The organism is Streptomyces sp. NBC_01525, assembly GCF_045040405.1.
Classification (GTDB): Bacteria; Actinomycetota; Actinomycetes; order Streptomycetales; family Streptomycetaceae; genus Streptomyces; species Streptomyces benahoarensis.
Window position 1 is genome coordinate 7,007,663 of record NZ_CP109397.1, and the last position, 16,074, is coordinate 7,023,736.

Here is a 16,074-nt window from a genome sequence, read left to right on the forward strand (position 1 = left end):
GCGGTCAGCGAGCACAGGGCGTTTTGCCCAATGATGTCGTTATGTCAGATTGCTGCGGTGAGCGCGAGTATGCGCTGCACGACGCGGGCGACGACGCCGCCGGGTGTGCGTCATCGGTGTTGTTCGAGAGTGTCCGCCGCTCGGTGCGGCTCGCCGCAGGGATGCTCGGTACCCCTCCCCGGCGCTCCACCTGCGTTCGGCCACGAGGCGGCCCCACGCATACCGGTTCGGCTGGGCGTGGGCACCCGCTGAAGCTCGGTCCGCACCGTTCCGGTGGCGAGGAGACCCGCGGCCCTGCCGTGACACACCGTCCGGCTCATGCCTCCGCACCCCGGCGCCCGTCCCGCTGCAGCGTCAGCGTCGCGCCCGCCGTCAGTACGAGCCCGGCCGCCGCGATCAGCATGCTCCACCGCATGCCGGCCAGGAACGTGTCCGCCCCCGCCAGCAGCGCCCCGAAGACCGCCACCGCGATCGCTCCGCCGACCTGGCGGCCGGTGTTGAGCACGGCGGACGCGGTGCCCGCCCGGTCTGCGGGGACGGCGTCGAGCAACATGGCGATCAGAGCAGGCACCGTCAGCGCCCCGCCCAGGCCGACCGGCACCATCAGCGCCGCCACCACCCACACGTTGGTGTGCGCGGTGATGGTGAGCAGGGCCAGCAGTCCGGCTCCCCCGGTCAGCTGTCCCGCCACCATCGGCACCCGCGGGCCGAAGAGCGAGGCCAGTTTCGCCGAGGCCAGATTCACCACGGCGACCAGTGCCGTCATCGGAAGGAACATCAGGCCCGCGTGCAGGGGAGACTGCCCGCGCTCCTGCTGCAGATACAGGCTGAAGATGAACACGCCGCCGTAGTAGGCGGCGTTGAGCATGAAGCCAACCACCAAGGACACCGCCACCACCCGCGAGCGGAACAGCGGCAGCGGGAGCATCGGGTGCGACCCCTTGGCCTGCGCGGCGAGGAAGGCAGCTGCTGCGGCCGCGGCCACCAGCAGCGACACCACCACGAACGGCCGACCGAAGCCTTCGGCGCCGCCCTCGATCACGCCATACGTCAGCGCACCCATCGCGACCACCGCCGTCAGCTGCCCGACCGCGTCCAGGCGCGAGGGCAGCCGCGGGGAGGCGGGCACGCGGGTGAGCAGGGCGAGCGCCAGCAGGCCCGCCGGGAGGTTGACGAAGAAGATCCATCGCCAGCCCGCGGAGGCGGTGAGTGCCCCGCCGAGCACTGGTCCGGCCGCCACCGCGACCGCGCCGCCCACGGTCCAGATGGCGATGGCCCGCGCCCGCTCGGCCTGGTCGGGAAAGCCCTGCCGGACCAGCGCCAGCGACGCCGGCATCATCACCGCCGCCGCACCCCCCTGCACCAGCCGCGCCGCCACCAGCACGCCGAGACCGGGCGCCAGTCCGCACGCGGCCGAGGCCAGCCCGAAGAGCACGAGGCCGCCGCCGTACGCCTGCCGGGCCCCGATGCGGTCGGACAGGGCGCCCGCGGAGAGCATCAGCGCGGCGAAGATCAACGTGTACCCGTCCACCACCCACTGCAGGCCGGACACGCCGCCGCCAAGACTGCGGCCGATGTCGGGCAGCGCGACGGTGACGATCAACGCATCCAGCGAGATGAGAAAGAAGCCCAGCAGGGCGGCACCGAGCACCACGGGGGAACCACCCCGGGCCGCCTCCGGTGCCGGGCCCGCGATGCGGGCGGCCGGGGAGAACGTGAACAGCGATTTCATCAGGACACTCCTGAGACGATCTCGAAGGGATGCGACCGGGACGGGAAGCCAGGGGACGACCGCGGACCGGCCTGCACCGGTACGGAGGCGGCTGGAGGTGTCAGCCGTCGAAGTCGGTGGAGCGGGTGAGCATTTCCCAGGAGCGGAGTTCGGTGCGGGCACGGTCGAGGTGGCCGGTGATCGCGTCGGCGGCGTCGTTGCCGAGCGGCAGACGCAGCGGCGGTTCGTCGGAGTCCAGAGCGGTGAGGACGGCGGCCGCGGCCTTGGCCGGGTCCCCGGGTTCCTGGCCGCTTCCGCCCGGCAGCCCGGAACGGACGGGGCCCACGGTGTCCTGGTAGGCGTCCAGGGCCGGGGAGAGCCGCAGTGCTGCGGCGTCGGCGAAGCCGGTACGGAACGCGCCGGGCTCGACGATCAGCACCCGGATGCCGTGCGGGGCGACCTCGGCGGCCAATGCCTCGGAGAGCCCCTCCAGGGCGAACTTGGTGGCGCAGTAGGCGCCGACTCCGGCGAAGGCGAACCGCCCACCCATGCTGGTCAGCTGCACGATGGCGCCCGAGCCCCGGCGCCGCATGTGTGGCAGTGCGGCGCGGATGAGCGCGGTGGGGCCGAAGAAATGCAGGTCCATCAGGCCCCGCAGCTCAGCGTCGGTGCTCTCCTCGACCGCTCCCACCATGCCCCGGCCGGCGTTGTTGACCAGGATGTCGATCCGGCCGTGCCGGGCTGCCACGCCGTCGACCGCGGCTTGGATGCCCGCGATGTCGGTGACGTCCAGCGGTAGCGTCTCGACCTGGTCCGGGTGCGCGGCGACCAGGTCGTCGAGCAGCGCAGTGCGGCGGGCGGCGGCGACCACGATGTCGCCCGCAGCCACCGCCGCTTCGGTGATGGCCCGGCCGAACCCGCTGCTCGCCCCGGTGACCAGCCACACCTTGTTCATGTTCTTCTCCTCGTGCCAGGTGATCCGCTGTTCGCTGCGGTCCGTGTGTGAACTACCGTGCACGGCACGCCGGTTGCCCGTCCAAGATCCGCTGTGATAACCGATGGTTATGGACGTTCACGGACGGGACCTGAGGTACTTCGCCGCAGTGGCCGAGGAGCTGCACTTCACGCGCGCAGCCGAGCGGCTGTACGTCTCACAGCCCGCGCTGAGCAAGCAGATCAGGATGCTGGAGAAACGGGTGGGGGCCGCGTTGTTCGAGCGTGACCGGCGCGAAGTGCGCCTGAGCGCGGTCGGTGCAGCGCTGCTGCCGCATGCTCAGCGCATTCTCGCCGAGTGGGAGGCAGCCCGGGAGGCAGTCGCCCGGGTCGTGGCAGACCGGGCGGCCGTCCTCGTCGTGGGGATGAGTACCAGCCCGGGGCGCGGCGGCGTGCTGCCGGCGATCCGCTCCCGCTTCACCGCCGCGCGCCCCGGTGCCCGCCTCAGACTTCGCCAGGTCCCCTGGAACGACGCGACCGCCGGGCTCGCCGACGGCACGTGCGATGTGGCGTTCGTCTGGCTACCGCTGCCCGATCCGGATCGCTACCGGTGGGTGGTGGTCGCCGAGGAACTCCGCCTGGTCGCCATGGCCGATACTCACCCGCTCGCCGACCGGGAGATCATCGACTTCACGGACCTGTTGGACGAGCCGTTCCTCGCTCTGCCCGACAGCGCTGGGCCGCTGCGGGACCACTGGCTTGCCACCGACTCCCGCGGCGGGAAGCCGGCACGCATCGGCGCGGAGGTGGCAAGCACCGAGGAGACGTACGAAGCGCTCGTCGCGGGTCTCGGTGTGGTCCTGCTGGCGGCCGGGAACACCCCGCTGCTCACCCTCGGCGGAGTCGTCACCCGTGCAGTGAGGGGCATCTCGCCCAGCCGCTTCGCCCTGGCCTGGCGCGCCGACGACCACCGCCGGCTGGTGCAGGAGTACGTGCGCGCGTGTGAGCTGGCGACCGGGACAACGGACTGAGGCGGGCGCGACCGAAAGACGTGCCGGGATCCGCTCCCGACGACGGGAGAAGGACCGAAGCTACCCCGAGCCCGACTCCCGGGTTCGGGCAACCGCGATTGCCGACCCGATCGGGCACCGAGAGCAGCACACCCGCCCTTGGGGCGACCTCGGGACGCCCTGCGCGCGCTCCCCGCGGGCCAGGGCACCCCCGGGGCGCCGCCATGGACCGGACTACTGTTGAACGTACCTGCTCTTGTCACGGAGCATGCTGACGACCGCGGCGGGAGCCTTCTGCGGGGAGCCCGCGTCGTACGGCGGTTGCGGGTCGTACTCGGTCCTGAGCTGGACGACCTGCGCGCACTCGTCGCCGGCCACCTTGCCGAGCAGGGTGAGGCCCATGTCGATGCCGGCCGAGACACCGGCCGCGGTGACCAACTTGCCGTCGATGACGACCCGTTCACCGGACGGCACGGCGCCGTACGCAGCGAGGCTGTCCCACGCCAGCCAGTGCGAGGTGGCGCGCGTCGGCCCTTGAGCAGCCCGGCCGCCCCGAGCAGCAGCGATCCCGTGCAGACCGAAGTCGTCCAGGCGCTGGTGGCGCTGGCGGTGCGCAGCCAGCCGAGGAGTGTCTCGTTCTGGAGCTCCCGCAGAGGCTCTCGACGGGCCGTCCGGACGGCCAGCTGGGCGCTGAACTTCGCCTGGTTTCCCGGGCGTCGGAGAAAGACGACCAGGTAGCGCGCGATGCTGAGTGCGATGTCCCTGCCGTGGTCCTCCTCGACCAGGGCAGCGCGAGATCGATGCCCGCGGTGACCCCGGCGGCCGTCGAGCAGTCCGGCCTCGGCCAGCAGCAGTGCACCGCTGCACACCGACACGATGCGCTCCGCCCGCCGGGCGTGCTCCCGTAACCAGTCGACCAGCCGGGGGTCGGCAGTGGGTGCCCTTGCCGCCCGGGACGAGCAGGGTGTGCGGCGTCTCGGCGTCGGGCAGCGCACAGTCCGGGGTGAGCCGCAGCCCGCTCGAAGTGCGGACGGGCATGCCGTCGAGCGAGGCGGTGCGGATCGCGTACGGTTCCCCGTCTGCCTGCCCGGCCCCCGCGAACACCTCCACGGGACCGGTCACATCGAGACTCTGCACGCCCTCGAAGAGGACGACCAGCACGGATCGCTGCGTCATGGCTCCCATCTTTCGCAGCTCGCGCTGCGTCCGCAATGACGAAAACCCCACCTTTCCTGCCACCCGGGTTACCACCCGCAGGGTGATGGCGGTGCGCCTGCGCGGTGGTCAGGCTGGTCCCGGCGAGGCGGCGCCGTTAAGGCGAACTGTGGGTCCGGACCGGCCGGAGCGGCCCGTAGGCGGCGGCGCGAGCGGCTGGGACCACGGGCCCGCGGGCGGTCAGGGCGCGGTTGAGGGCGTCCACGGCGGCGGGATGCACATGTGGCGGGAGTTCGTCGAAGCCGTCCAGCAGAGGATGCGCCCCGTCCCCAGCAGTGCCTGAAAGCGAGATCGCCGCGGGTGTCGCTGGTGGTGGCCGTGGCCGTGGCCGTGGCCGAAGCCCGCAGGCCGGGGTGGGAGCGGCGCAGTTGATCCGCCAGCCACTCCGCGAGCGGCCGGTGCGGTTCCCAAGAGGCGAGGGAGAAGAGAACGGGGGGCGCGGAGAGCGGGCGGGGCTCCTACCGGCGCAACCAGCACACCGATCACGCTGGCGATCTTGTCCGCCTGGTCCCACCCCGTGCGAAGGAAAATGATGATCAAGCCCGCCATGAGAACAACGTAGAGAAGTGCTCCCAGGCCCTTTAACCTTCGGTCCCGCATGTGCTCATCACGGAACCGAGACAGCCACACGCGTAACCGGGTCGGTGGCTTTCACCCCTGACGCGACGGAATACGCCTGCCGAGACATAGCGCGGTCCGGCGAACTACGGCCACGCGCGCCCTGATCGTCCGCGGCCGCGACGAAGTGCTCATCCAAACCTGCTCCGGCCGCCGACGCTCGCCTTCCCCGACCACGCTCAGACCGCCGCCGAGCTGCCGCCCGGCACGATCCTGGACGGCGAGGCCGTCATCTGGAACGCCAGCGGCTCGGACTTCGCCACCGTCGCCGGGCGCGCCTCCGCCGTCCGGGCCGTCGCAGGCACAATCGCCGCCGAACTCCCCGCGTCATACGCGGCCTTCGACATCCTCTTCACTGGCCGTCGCTGGGCATGACCGCAGGTGCGCACCGGAACGGCGGGTTGAACCGCCGGCTTGACCGCCCGGGTTGAGGCGGGCCCGCACGAGCGGAAAGAGCCAGCCGGGGGCGGCGAACCACGCGGCCCCGAACACCGAGTAAACCGCGTCGTGGGGCCGTTTCCGCGGCGGAGCGTTTGGTTCCGGCCGGCGGCCCCTGGGCCGACGCGCCTCCGGCCGGGGCCCGGGTGGGGCCCCGGCCGGAGGTGGGGTCAGCTGGCGTGTGGGAAGAGGGCGGTGAAGGAGTCGACTCCAGCGGCGAGGCCGCGGCCGAACGGTGCGTCGAGGTCCCAGACCAGGAACAGCAGAAACGCGATCAGCGCACTGAACAGGCCGGCCATCAGCAGTTCCTTCCCCGACCGCCGGATCTGCAGGGTGAAGATCAAGCCGACGGTTACCGCTGCGCCGGTGATCAGCCCGAACCACACGACGGCCGGCAGGGTGGAACCGGCCGCGTCGGCACGGGCGTTGCGTGCCCCGTCCGCCACCGCGACTTGGTCGACGAGGGGTTGATAGGACTGCTCCTCGAAGTGGTCGCGGGGGCGGTGGTCGGTGACGTCGGCGCGGACCTTCGCGAGCAGTTCGGTGCCGTGCGCGGTGATCTCGCCCCGGTCGGCCATGACCGGCCACTCCTTCTGCACCACATACGTGACGTACCGGTCGACGTCCGTACGGATCCGGTCGCGCACCGGAGGGGTGTAGGCCCGCGCCCGTGCGCTGACCTCGTGCAGGGCCTGCGCCTCGGTGCGTACGGTGTCCTCCGCGGCACCCCGGGCCTCCCAGACCCCGGCGATGGCCAGACCCAGGACGATTGCGTAGACGACCCCCACCATCATCGTCATGTACTCGATGACATCGGGCGTTTCGGACGGATCGTCGTCCTCGCTGATCCGGCGCTGCTTGAGCACCGTGATGGCCAGGACGACGCCACAGGCAGCGACCATGGCGATCGCCAGCACCAGCCATTGGGACATGGGTTCTCCTACGAGGAACGGCGTCCGGCGGAACCGGACGAGGAGCTCGAACGGGGGCGGAGTGCGACCCCGGCCAATACGGCGGGGGTGGTGATCAGCAAGGTCCTGGTCACCATCGAGCGCCCGTTGTGCGTTTTGTGCGCCACCGGCGCGTAGTTGCGTGGGGGCATGGGGGAAGGGGCCGGCGGTGCGGGAGAGGGCGGGGCCGGGGTGGGAGCGGGCGTCGGCTCGGGGGTGGGTGGGGCCGGACGGGGTGGCGGAGGCGGTGGTGCGGGCGGGCGCGAGGGCGCCCGGGGCGCGGGGGCCGGGCGCGGGGTGATCTCCGGCGGGTGGGGCCGGGGGCGGGGCGCCGGCTCGTGCGGGTGGGCGGGAGGCGGCTTCGTACAGGGGAAATGCCAGCCGGGCGGCATCGGGAACCCGGCCGGCACGTCGCTGGGCGGCCACGTCCCGGCGTAGGCGCAGGTGTCACCGGAGGATGCGTACGCCCCGTCGGTGGTGGCGTGCGCGGTGGCGTGGCCGGATGTGGCGTGGGCGGAGTGATGGTCGGTGGTGTATCCCCTGTGGTGGCCTGAGCCGTGTGTCGTGCGGTGTACGACGCTGTGCCCGGTGGGGTGCGTTGTGCAGTGTCCGGTGCCGTGCGTCTCGGCGGCCGCGGCCGACGAGGCCAGGGCCGGTATCGAGGCGAATCCGGTCAGCAAGAGGAGAGCGGCGGCGGCGAGGCCGGTCACCGGCGGGGGTAATCCGTGGAGTTGGCACACGGTCAGAGTCTGCGCAGCGCGATGCCGGTCCAGCAGTGGTGATCCACGGGGTTCCCTCGAATGGTGGGAAAAGCGGATAGTGCGTGCGCCTGGTCGCTGGACGTGCGTAGGAGCGGCCCCGGCGCGCGTCACACCCGACGCCGGCACCGTCATCCGCCACCAGCTGGACGTTGAGGGAAAGAGTTCGCCGTTTGAGGCACAATTCCCGGTCGTTACGAAACAGGAGTCGGCGACAAGTGGCGGCGGCGCGTTCGCCGACGTGGCAGGTGATGCGGCGGGCAGAGTGAACGGGTCAGGCGAGCCGGGAGCCGGTGCGGAGAGCGGCGCGGGTGGCGCCTGCGTGTGCGAGTGGTGTCCGCCCGGCGCCCGCGAAGGGCATCGGTAGCCGGTCGCCGCGTTCGTCACGCTGCGAGGATTTCGCCGCAGGGCGCGGTGACCCGGCAGGGCTGGCCCACTCTGTCGGCGCGGCCCGCCAATGGGTGTCCGACGAACTCGCGCTGTTGGTGAAGGCGTTGGTGGAACGCGGTTCCCCCGAGGGGGCCGCCTGGCTGGGGTCCGTGCGGTCCCGGCGGTCCCCAGCCCGATGCCGCTGCGGCTGAGGCGGGCCGGGCCATCGCCGATCCAGTCCGGCGGCCTGCCGCTGGTGGACTCGGTGTGGCTCGCCCGACAGCGCGGGCCCTTCGCCTGCGGCTGCGGCCAGGAACTGCTCGAACCGCGCGGCTGCGGAACGCTCTGATGGTGTGCGGCCGCGGCGCGCACCACGGAGCAGCCCACGACCAAGGTCTCGGCCTGGGCCCACAGGAAGAGCCCGCCGGTGACTCAGCCGGGCGGACTCGCTGCCCCCCGTGCCTGCTGTGGCTGGAGCAGGCGCCAGTTGACCGCAGTCGAAGTATTATCCGAGGCCAGGTGCAGCGAGACACCGGCCTGGCAGTTGGTGACCTTGCCCGCAGTGCCGGTGTACTGCCTGCTCACACACGTGGATGCGCCCCCGTCCTTGAGGAAGCCGGTGTCGTCCACGATCAGCGCCGTCGGCCTGATGACCGGCTGCATGCGCCACGCGAGACGGGCCCGCACATGCACCGGGTTCCACGGGCTGGAGGTGACGAAGTGAGCAAGTGCCTGACGGTTGCCGTCCTCGCCCAGCCGCGCGGCCATCGGCTCCACCGACTTGCGCCCGCCGTCAAGTAGCAGCCCCGCAGATAGACCGCACCCCACCGGCGCTGATCAGCCCGCGCGAACGGCTCGAACACCTCCGCCGCGAAATCCTCCAGATCACACCGGACCGCAGCCAACTCCCCATCCAGCACACCCGATCAACGACACAACCGATCAGCCGGACACGCCACCATCGAGCGAACATGACCAAGTTCTACTAGGACTTGTCCGGCCGATCATGTGACGTGCCCACCGGCTGATCGTTCCGTTCGCCATGGAGCCCGGCGATCTCACGGCCACGGACACGGACGTGGGCCTGGCTGGGCTCGTGCGCGCCTTGCTGGATCGGCACGAGTCCTGGTTGGCAGTGGCGGGTTGTAGCCTCGGCCCATGGCAATCACTGACGAGATGATCACACGACTGCGGTCTGGTGCGGTGGCGGGCGATGCCCATGCCGCACTGCAGTTGGGACGATTGTTGTGTCTGACGGCATCGGATCCACAGGAGCCCGGCGACGGTGAGCCGACCTGGCCTGAGGAGCACTGGCTGCGCGTCGCTGTGGAGGCGCACCCCAATGACGTCGAGGCCCTGACGATGTTGACCGGGCGTGTGGCCCAGCAGATCTCCTACTGGGAATCCGTGCTGGAAATGAACCCTGACGTCATGGCGGAGTACGGGGAGGACGTGGGCACCATTAGACAGCGGCAGATCGAGGCGGAGGATCTGTACGCCCGGATACATGCGGCCGGTCCCCTTGACCACGCCGAGGCCGGACTGGACGAACTGGCCATGCTGCTTGGTGTGAGGAGCACGAAGGGCAAGCCGGCCACGGAGGGTGCGTACAGCTTCTATGTGTGGGAGGACGAGGGATGGAGCGGGTCCGTCCGGCACAGCGCGACCATCGTCGCGTCCGACGCCGACGAGATCCGCTGGGCATGCGATGAGTGGCTCGCTCTTTCCGAGGGCGGGGTGGGTGGCGCCCCCACCTTGACCACGTATGTGGACGGCGTCGAACTGAGCTCGATCGACCTCGGTCAGTACCTCATCGAGGGGACCATGCCATGGGACGTCGTCCCGGTGCCGGAGCTGACCGGATCCCGGCTGCCCGCAGGGCTGCCCGTCCCGGGCTGCGGGCTGTACTACGGCTTCTCCTGCGGAGCTGACTAGGTCTTGCCCTGGCGGTCATGTGCGGAGCCGGATGACCAGGGATGCGGCGGTGGCCGTGCCGAGGAAGACGTAGCCGCGTTTGTCATATCTGGTGGCCACGGCTCGGTACTGCTTGAGCCGGTTGATTGCTCGTTCGATGGTGTTGCGTTTCTTGTATCGCTCTTCGTCGAAGGCGGGTGGTCGTCCGCCGCGTGAGCCTTTGCGCAGGCGGGCGGCTTGGCTGTCGGTCTTTTCCGGGATGGTGTGTCGGATGCCGCGTCGTCTCAGGTATTCGCGGCAGGGCCCGTTGCTGTATGCCCTGTCGGCCGCGAGACTGTCGGGTTTCTTTCGGGGCCGGCCCGGCCCACGCTTCGGAACGCGGATCTTCTCCAGCACGAGCTTGAACTGTGTGCAGTCCGCCCGCGGCCCTGGCGTGACGATCAGAGAGAGTGGGCGGCAGCGGCCGTCCGCGCGCAGGTGGATCTTGCTGGTGAACCCGCCCCGCGAGCGGCCCAGGCCTTCACCTCCCGCACCACCGCCACCAGACGGGCGTGCAGGCTCTGCCACGCGGATTCGTGCTGGTGTTCTGGCAGTTCGGCCCCTTTTGACCCCGGGGCCGGTGGCGGATCGGTGAGGGCGCCAGCCGCGTGCTGATGGGCGCGGACGATGGTGGAGTCCACCGAGATGTCCCAGCCGACCTCACCTACGGCGTCCGCCGCGGCCTGGACCTGCTGGAGTAGACGCTCCCAGGTGCCGTCGGCCGACCACGGCCGGTGCCGTTCATAGACCGTCTTCCACGGCCCGAAGCGTTCCGGCAGGTCACGCCACTGCACCCCGGTCCGGACCCGATACAGCATTCCGTCGATCACCTGCCGGTGATCCCGCCACCGGCCACAACGCCGGTTGCTAACCGGCAGGAACGGCAGCAATCGTTCCCACTCGGCATCACTCAGATCACCCCGTCCCATGCCCACACCAACGACCCGGACACGGCGCAGTCACATGATCGACCGGACAAGTCCTAGCTGAAGGGGTGCGGCGACAGTGCCGTGAACCACAGCAGGACGACGGTGGCGATCCCCATGATCGGGGTCAGTATCTCCGTCTCCAGCTTGTTGCCGCTGTGCTGGATGATGACGATCTCGTAGCGGTTCTTCAGCGGCCAGAGCCACGGCGCGCCCTGTTTGGTGATGGAGTCGCCGAGCAGGTGGGCCAGGCAGCCCAGGCCGACGGCGTACGGCAGCCAACCGGGGGCCGAGGGGATGAACTTGGCGATGACGGCGGTGCCGATCCCGGCCATGGCAACGATCGTGCCCCAGGCGGAGAAGCCGTGTCCGGGCGGGCAGAGGTTAAGCGCGCGGACCGCCAGGGCCAGGAGGAAGAAGGTCAGGCCGAGCGTGAACGGCCTGCCCAGGTACGTCACTCCGGCCCAGGTGCCCACAGTCATCAGGGCCACGAAGAACAGCGAGTGGGTGGCGTGGCGGTGGCCGCCGGAGATCCAGGCCACGAAGCGGCACAGGGTCTTGGACACCGGGCCGAGGAAGTTGGCGATGGTGCCGTCGTGGTGGTCCAGGTCCGGCAGCAGCGCGGCGCCGGCGCAGAGTACCGTGCCCATCAGGATCTCCTCCGGCGCCAGATGAGCGTGCATCACCATCGGCGGCAGAAAGGGTGTGGTGCCTGCGAAGAGCAGGGCGCCGCTCATCGCGTGCGAATGGCCCATCATGGTGCGTTCGTCCTCCCCGTCCGGCGTGCACGGTGACACGCCCTCAACAACGGCGCAGACGCTACCAGCGTGGGTGCCCCGGAAGATCGGCGGAGGGGCACCGCTGAGCAGCGGAACGCCCCGCCCGAAGAGGGGCGTCGACGCGGTGATGTCGGTTGCACCGCAGCAGCGCAGCTCCGCCACTCGCTGCAAACCACTGCTCGCCGAAATTGATCGTGAGCGGGAGACCGGCCTCGTCACACTCGATACGAGTGACGCTTCCCAGCGGGCCGGTGATCGAGGTGACGCCTCCACGGTCATCGTGGGTGAAACGGGTGAAACGGGTGATGCGGCCGGTCGGGTCGGTGATGGTGATCCGATTGCCTTTGGCGTCGTACTCCTGGCGGAAGGTGAGGCCATCACATCGCGTGCTCTCCGTCGGGAGGCCAAGGTCGGTGTAAGCGGCGGTGCCGGTCGAGCCGTCCGGGCGGAGGATGGAGACGAGGTGCCCGTCCTCGCCGTAGGTGAGGTGTGTCGTGTTGCCCAGCGGATCGGTGATCGTCAGGGGCCGGCCGCCGGTGTCGTAGGTGGTGCGAGTGGTGTGTCCGAGCGGATCAGTGATCGCAAGGACCTGGAGGCGGTCGTTGATGAGGTACCGGCTTGCGAACCCTTCTCCGTTGGTACGCGTGGTGGTGCGGTGGCCAGTCTGCGGGTCGGCCTCACCGTAGGTGAACCGGTTGACCGAGTGGCCCTCAGCGCCCGACTGGGTGAGGCAGCGGTGACGGTGATCATAGGTGTACTCGTAGCGGAAGCCGTTGGAGTCGACCCAGGCGGTCATCCGGTGCTGGGCGTCGTACGCGAACCGCGTCACGCCGCCCGCGGAGTTGGTGACGGTGGTGAGGTTGCCGTCCTCATCGTGGCCGTAGGAGCGGATCAGCTGATCCGTGCCGTCCTCGGAGACGCCCACCAGGTGCAGGGCGGTCAGGCGACCGCTCTCGTCGCAGGTGAGCTTGAGCTCGCAGCCTGCGCTGTGACGGATGGCGTACGGGATGCCGGTCTCGTCGGCGTAGTCGAAGGTGATCCGGTGGCCGTTGCGGTCGGTGACCTCATTGGGCAGGGCCAGGCCGGGGGCGTGTAAGGCGTCGCTGAAATAGCGAGTCCGGCCGGTCTCGGGGTCGTGGACGGCCCAGTCGTCCCGGAGGGTGCGCATCAGGGGCCAGCGCGGGCCGTACCGGGGCAGTACGCATTCGCCGATCTCGGGTCTTGGGTAGCGCAGCAGCATCCCGGACTCGGTGACGAAGATTATCTCGGCGGTGCCGATTTCCGGGCGCTGGTCGATGGTGGAGGACCACGACGGCCCGATGTGGCGCCCGATGCGGGTCGATGACTCGTATGTGCGGGTGAAGACAAGCGACAGGGCACCAGGCAGGGCGATGTCGGTGTCGGACAGGAACGCCCTGCCCGTGGCGAGATCGACCGGGTCCGTGCCATCGGTGCACCTCCCCTTCTCCTCGCGGGTGCTGTCATGGGCGTTGCCTGCTCTGGCCTGCTCGGGGCCACGCCGGGCCGGCCGCCATCGGACGGCCGTCCGCCGCCGCTCGTGCCGTGAGGCGCGTGCGGTATGTCCTCCTTGTCGCCCTTGAGGATCTTGTCGAGTTCCTTGGCGTGCTTGGCGTCGTTCTCGGCGTGGTGGGTGGCGGCCTTCTTCAGCCGCTTCCCCGTCCCGTGGTAGAGGTCCTCGACCGCCTTGCCCGCGTCCTTCCCCAGCGTCTGGCCCAGCTTTGCCGCACCGTGCTCCAGCGCTTTGACGATCGGATTGGTCATACGAAGCTCGCCCCCGCGGCCTTCGCCCGGAAGTCGGCGGCGTGCCCGGCCACCGTCCGTGCATACGCGTGGAGCTGCTCCGCCCGTGCATGGAGCCCCTCCGGATGGATGGAGAAACTCGCTGCCGCAGGCCCTCCGCCACCACCGGAGACGCCGAGGGCGGACTCGGCGGCCTGGACCCGGGTGGTCGGCGCGGAGCCGGTCGCTGGTCCGGTGGACGGCGCTACGTGATTGGTCCGAAGCCGGTCGGGGTCGGGGTGGTCGGTGGCCCGGTCGACAGCGAAGCCGGTGGCCTCCCAGGAGTTGGAGAGGACGGGCCGGTCCCGTTCCGGTTCGGGGAGGGCCTGCGTGCGGACGTGGGTGTGCCAGGCGCGGCTGGCGCCGCCGTAGCCGCTCGCGCTGCACAGACCGGCGAAGACCGGAGTGTGCAGGGTCTCGCCGGGCGCAAGCCGCCGGTCCAGGTGGTGCGGTCGACGGGGTCGCCGTGTACGGTGATCCGCCAACTGCCGCTCTTGGAAAGGGTGATGGACCACACCTCGCCGTGCTCCTCGGCGACGGTGCCGTCGTCCACGGCGGCCAAGGGCTCGCGTGGTGGCTGATGAGGCCGTGGCCCGGGACCCGTACCGACCTGCTCCTTGACCCCACCACACCCGGAGGGCTCCATGAGAACCGTCAGATCCGTCACGCGTGGCATCCCGGCGTTGCTCGTCGCCGCCGTGCTGCTGGTCACGGCCGTTCCCGGAGCCGTCGCCGCTCCGGACGCCGTTCCCGCCTCGGCTCCTGCCGCGTTGACGGGCGATGATCTTGCGACCTCGTGGACCGGCCCGCTCAGCACCCGGGGCCGGTACATCGTCGACGCCAACGGCGACCGCTTCAAGCTCAAGTCCGGCAACTGGGCGGGAGCCCAGGGGACGTACGTGGGCAGCGGCGACGTCGGCGACGTGGCGAACCACCAGGCGCACCAGAAGTCGAACAACGTTCCGCTCGGCCTGGACCGTACCCCGATCGGCCAGATCATGGCCGACTTCCACAGCCTCGGCATCAACAGCATCCGGCTGCCGTTCGCCAACGCACTGGTGCACGACAAGTCCGTGGTGCCGGACACCGCGGTCGCGGCCAACTCCCAGCTCAAGGGGAAGACGCCGCTGGAAGTGTTCGACGCCGTCATCGCGGCGCTGACTGCCGACGGCTTCGCGGTGATCCTCAACAACCACACCACCAGCTACCGCTTCTGCTGCGGCCTGGACGGCAACGAGCGCTGGAACAGCGGACAGTCGACCCAACAGTGGATCGACGACTGGGTGTTCATGACCAAGCGCTACCAGGCCAACAAGCGCGTGGTCGGTGCCGACCTGCGCAACGAGGTCCGCCGTGACACCTGGGACGACGCCAACTGGGGCTTGGGCGACGAGCACGACGAGTACACCGCCTTCGAGCAGGCCGGCAACAAGATCCTCCAGGCCGACCCCGACATGCTGATCATCATGGAGGGCATCAACTGGCAGGGCATCCCTGCTGCCGGCCTCCCTCACCAGCGTCCGGACCTCAAGCCGGTCCGCACTCTGTCCCACACACTGATCGACTCGAACAAGCTGGTCTACGCGGTGCACTTCTACGGCTACACCGGCCCGGCCAACACCGGTGCGGGCAGTGGCCCGGGATCGACCGACGACCCGCGCTACCAGGACTTCACCCCCGAGAAGCTCGCCCAGGTCGTGAACGACGAGGGCCTGTTCGTCACCGAGGAGGGGAAGCACTTCACCGCCCCGGTCTGGGTCAGCGAGTTCGGCGCCGCCGGGCGCGGCTCCACCGACGCCAAGGAGAAGACCTGGTTCAAGAACTTCACCGATATCCTGGTGAAGAACGACACCGACTTCGCCCAGTGGCCGCTGGTGGGCTGGAGCGACGACAAGGGCACGCCGAACGACAACTGGGCGCTGATCTCGTACGACGCATCCGGAAACAGGCTCAGCGTCGAGGACGACGGCGACTGGCGGGCCACCGACTGGAACAAGCTGGTCAACGCCCCCGCCAAGAGCGGCCCCATCGCCCCGGTCAACCACTGGAACATCGTCTACATCGATCACGGCGACTGGAACCTCTCCCGCGCCATGCTCGCCAAGGCGGACTGGAGCCCGGGCAACTCCAAGGGCAACTGCCCCGACACCGAGCGTCTGATCGGACTCAGCCACAGCTACGGCCGCGGCCTGTGCACCGACGTCGCCGAGCCGCTCAAGGCAGCGGGTGACTGGGAGATGGTCAACGACGAGCGCTACGTCCAGCAGGGCGACTGGGCCAACGGCTACAACAAGCTCCAGTGCCCGGTCGACAGCTTCGCGGTCGGTTACAGCATGAACGGCCCCGCCATGGTCTCCCTGCTCTGCGCACCCTCCGCCACCCCGCTGCCCACCAAGGGCCGCAGCGTGTGGTTCGACAAGGGCGACAACCGCCCCGCCACCGGCGGCGCCAAGGGCAGTGATTGGGCCGAGAACGACTACAAGGGCCAGTGTGCCGACAACGAGTACGTCGCCGGTGTCGCCATGACCTGGAAGTCGCTCCAGCGCGGCCGCCCCGACGCCCTGCTGTGCCGCCCCCTCGCCTGATCCACCCCGCACCGACTGGCCGTACCCGG

The 16,074-nt window shown here is 70.1% G+C and carries 12 protein-coding genes and 5 pseudogenes; 4 read left to right on the top strand and 13 right to left on the bottom strand.

Annotated features, from left to right (window positions below):
- Window positions 1–316 precede the first annotated feature (316 nt).
- The gene (locus OG422_RS30365) at window positions 317–1,732 is read right to left on the bottom strand and encodes an MFS transporter (RefSeq protein WP_405747488.1); all 1,416 of its coding nucleotides are present in this window, start codon (window positions 1,730–1,732) and stop codon (window positions 317–319) included.
- 100 nt (window positions 1,733–1,832) lie between these two features.
- Window positions 1,833–2,666: an oxidoreductase gene (locus tag OG422_RS30370; protein WP_405748061.1), complete on the bottom strand. Its 834-nt coding sequence runs from the start codon at window positions 2,664–2,666 to the stop codon at window positions 1,833–1,835.
- A 103-nt stretch (window positions 2,667–2,769) separates the two neighbouring features.
- Here OG422_RS30370 and OG422_RS30375 point away from each other — a divergent pair, with 103 nt between their 5' ends.
- Window positions 2,770–3,675: a LysR family transcriptional regulator gene (locus OG422_RS30375; protein WP_405747489.1), complete on the top strand. Its 906-nt coding sequence runs from the start codon at window positions 2,770–2,772 to the stop codon at window positions 3,673–3,675.
- A gap of 213 nt (window positions 3,676–3,888) precedes the next feature.
- Here the strand turns inward: OG422_RS30375 and OG422_RS30380 are convergent.
- Both OG422_RS30380 and OG422_RS30385 read right to left on the bottom strand, forming a co-directional pair.
- A pseudogene (locus OG422_RS30380) lies at window positions 3,889–4,301 on the bottom strand (DJ-1/PfpI family protein); the annotation flags it as partial.
- Window positions 4,293–4,830, bottom strand: a pseudogene (locus OG422_RS30385) (DJ-1/PfpI family protein); the annotation flags it as partial. The pseudogenes OG422_RS30385 and OG422_RS30380, both read right to left, overlap by 9 nt.
- 148 nt (window positions 4,831–4,978) lie before the next feature.
- On the opposite strand from OG422_RS30385, the gene OG422_RS30390 reads away from it, so the two are divergent.
- The gene (locus OG422_RS30390) at window positions 4,979–5,152 is read left to right on the top strand and encodes a hypothetical protein (protein ID WP_405747491.1); all 174 of its coding nucleotides are present in this window, start codon (window positions 4,979–4,981) and stop codon (window positions 5,150–5,152) included.
- Between the two features lie 514 nt (window positions 5,153–5,666).
- On the opposite strand, the gene OG422_RS30395 is transcribed toward OG422_RS30390, so the two are convergent.
- From OG422_RS30395 to OG422_RS30410, 4 genes and pseudogenes are all read right to left on the bottom strand, one after another.
- Entirely contained in the window at window positions 5,667–5,792 is a 126-nt protein-coding gene (locus OG422_RS30395) for a hypothetical protein (protein WP_405747493.1), read from the bottom strand.
- 112 nt (window positions 5,793–5,904) lie between these two features.
- Window positions 5,905–5,997 (bottom strand): annotated as a pseudogene (locus tag OG422_RS30400) (SAM-dependent methyltransferase); the annotation flags it as partial.
- 98 nt (window positions 5,998–6,095) lie between these two features.
- A complete protein-coding gene (locus OG422_RS30405) occupies window positions 6,096–6,857 on the bottom strand; it encodes a hypothetical protein (RefSeq protein ID WP_405747495.1) in 762 nt (253 codons plus the stop codon).
- A 1,667-nt stretch (window positions 6,858–8,524) separates the two neighbouring features.
- A pseudogene (locus OG422_RS30410) lies at window positions 8,525–8,770 on the bottom strand (transposase); the annotation flags it as partial.
- A gap of 390 nt (window positions 8,771–9,160) precedes the next feature.
- Between OG422_RS30410 and OG422_RS30415 the strand changes: the two are divergent.
- Window positions 9,161–9,937 (top strand): tetratricopeptide repeat protein, encoded by a 777-nt coding sequence (locus tag OG422_RS30415; RefSeq protein WP_405747497.1) that lies wholly within the window; start codon window positions 9,161–9,163, stop codon window positions 9,935–9,937.
- Between the two features lie 15 nt (window positions 9,938–9,952).
- Here the strand turns inward: OG422_RS30415 and OG422_RS30420 are convergent.
- The 5 genes and pseudogenes from OG422_RS30420 to OG422_RS30440 all read right to left on the bottom strand — a co-directional run bounded on the left by OG422_RS30420 (window position 9,953) and on the right by OG422_RS30440 (window position 13,975).
- Window positions 9,953–10,884 (bottom strand): IS5 family transposase gene (locus tag OG422_RS30420; RefSeq protein ID WP_405747498.1). Its coding sequence is split into 2 segments (ribosomal slippage): window positions 9,953–10,551 and window positions 10,551–10,884, totalling 933 coding nucleotides; the frame shifts between segments, so codons are not numbered across the junction.
- A gap of 53 nt (window positions 10,885–10,937) precedes the next feature.
- Window positions 10,938–11,639, bottom strand: a complete 702-nt coding sequence (locus tag OG422_RS30425) for a metal-dependent hydrolase (RefSeq protein ID WP_405747500.1) — start codon at window positions 11,637–11,639, stop codon at window positions 10,938–10,940.
- Between the two features lie 61 nt (window positions 11,640–11,700).
- Window positions 11,701–12,900, bottom strand: a complete 1,200-nt coding sequence (locus OG422_RS30430; RefSeq protein ID WP_405748103.1) for a hypothetical protein — start codon at window positions 12,898–12,900, stop codon at window positions 11,701–11,703.
- A gap of 45 nt (window positions 12,901–12,945) precedes the next feature.
- Window positions 12,946–13,533: pseudogene (locus tag OG422_RS30435) on the bottom strand (DUF6531 domain-containing protein); the annotation flags it as partial.
- Window positions 13,439–13,975, bottom strand: a complete 537-nt coding sequence (locus tag OG422_RS30440) for a hypothetical protein (protein WP_405747501.1) — start codon at window positions 13,973–13,975, stop codon at window positions 13,439–13,441. The pseudogene OG422_RS30435 and the gene OG422_RS30440, both read right to left, overlap by 95 nt.
- Before the next feature lie 129 nt (window positions 13,976–14,104).
- Between OG422_RS30440 and OG422_RS30445 the strand changes: the two genes are divergently transcribed.
- Window positions 14,105–16,045 carry a glycoside hydrolase family 5 protein gene (locus OG422_RS30445; protein WP_405747503.1) on the top strand — a complete coding sequence of 647 codons (1,941 nt, stop codon included), beginning with the start codon at window positions 14,105–14,107 and terminating at the stop codon, window positions 16,043–16,045.
- The last annotated feature ends 29 nt before the right edge of the window (window positions 16,046–16,074 follow it).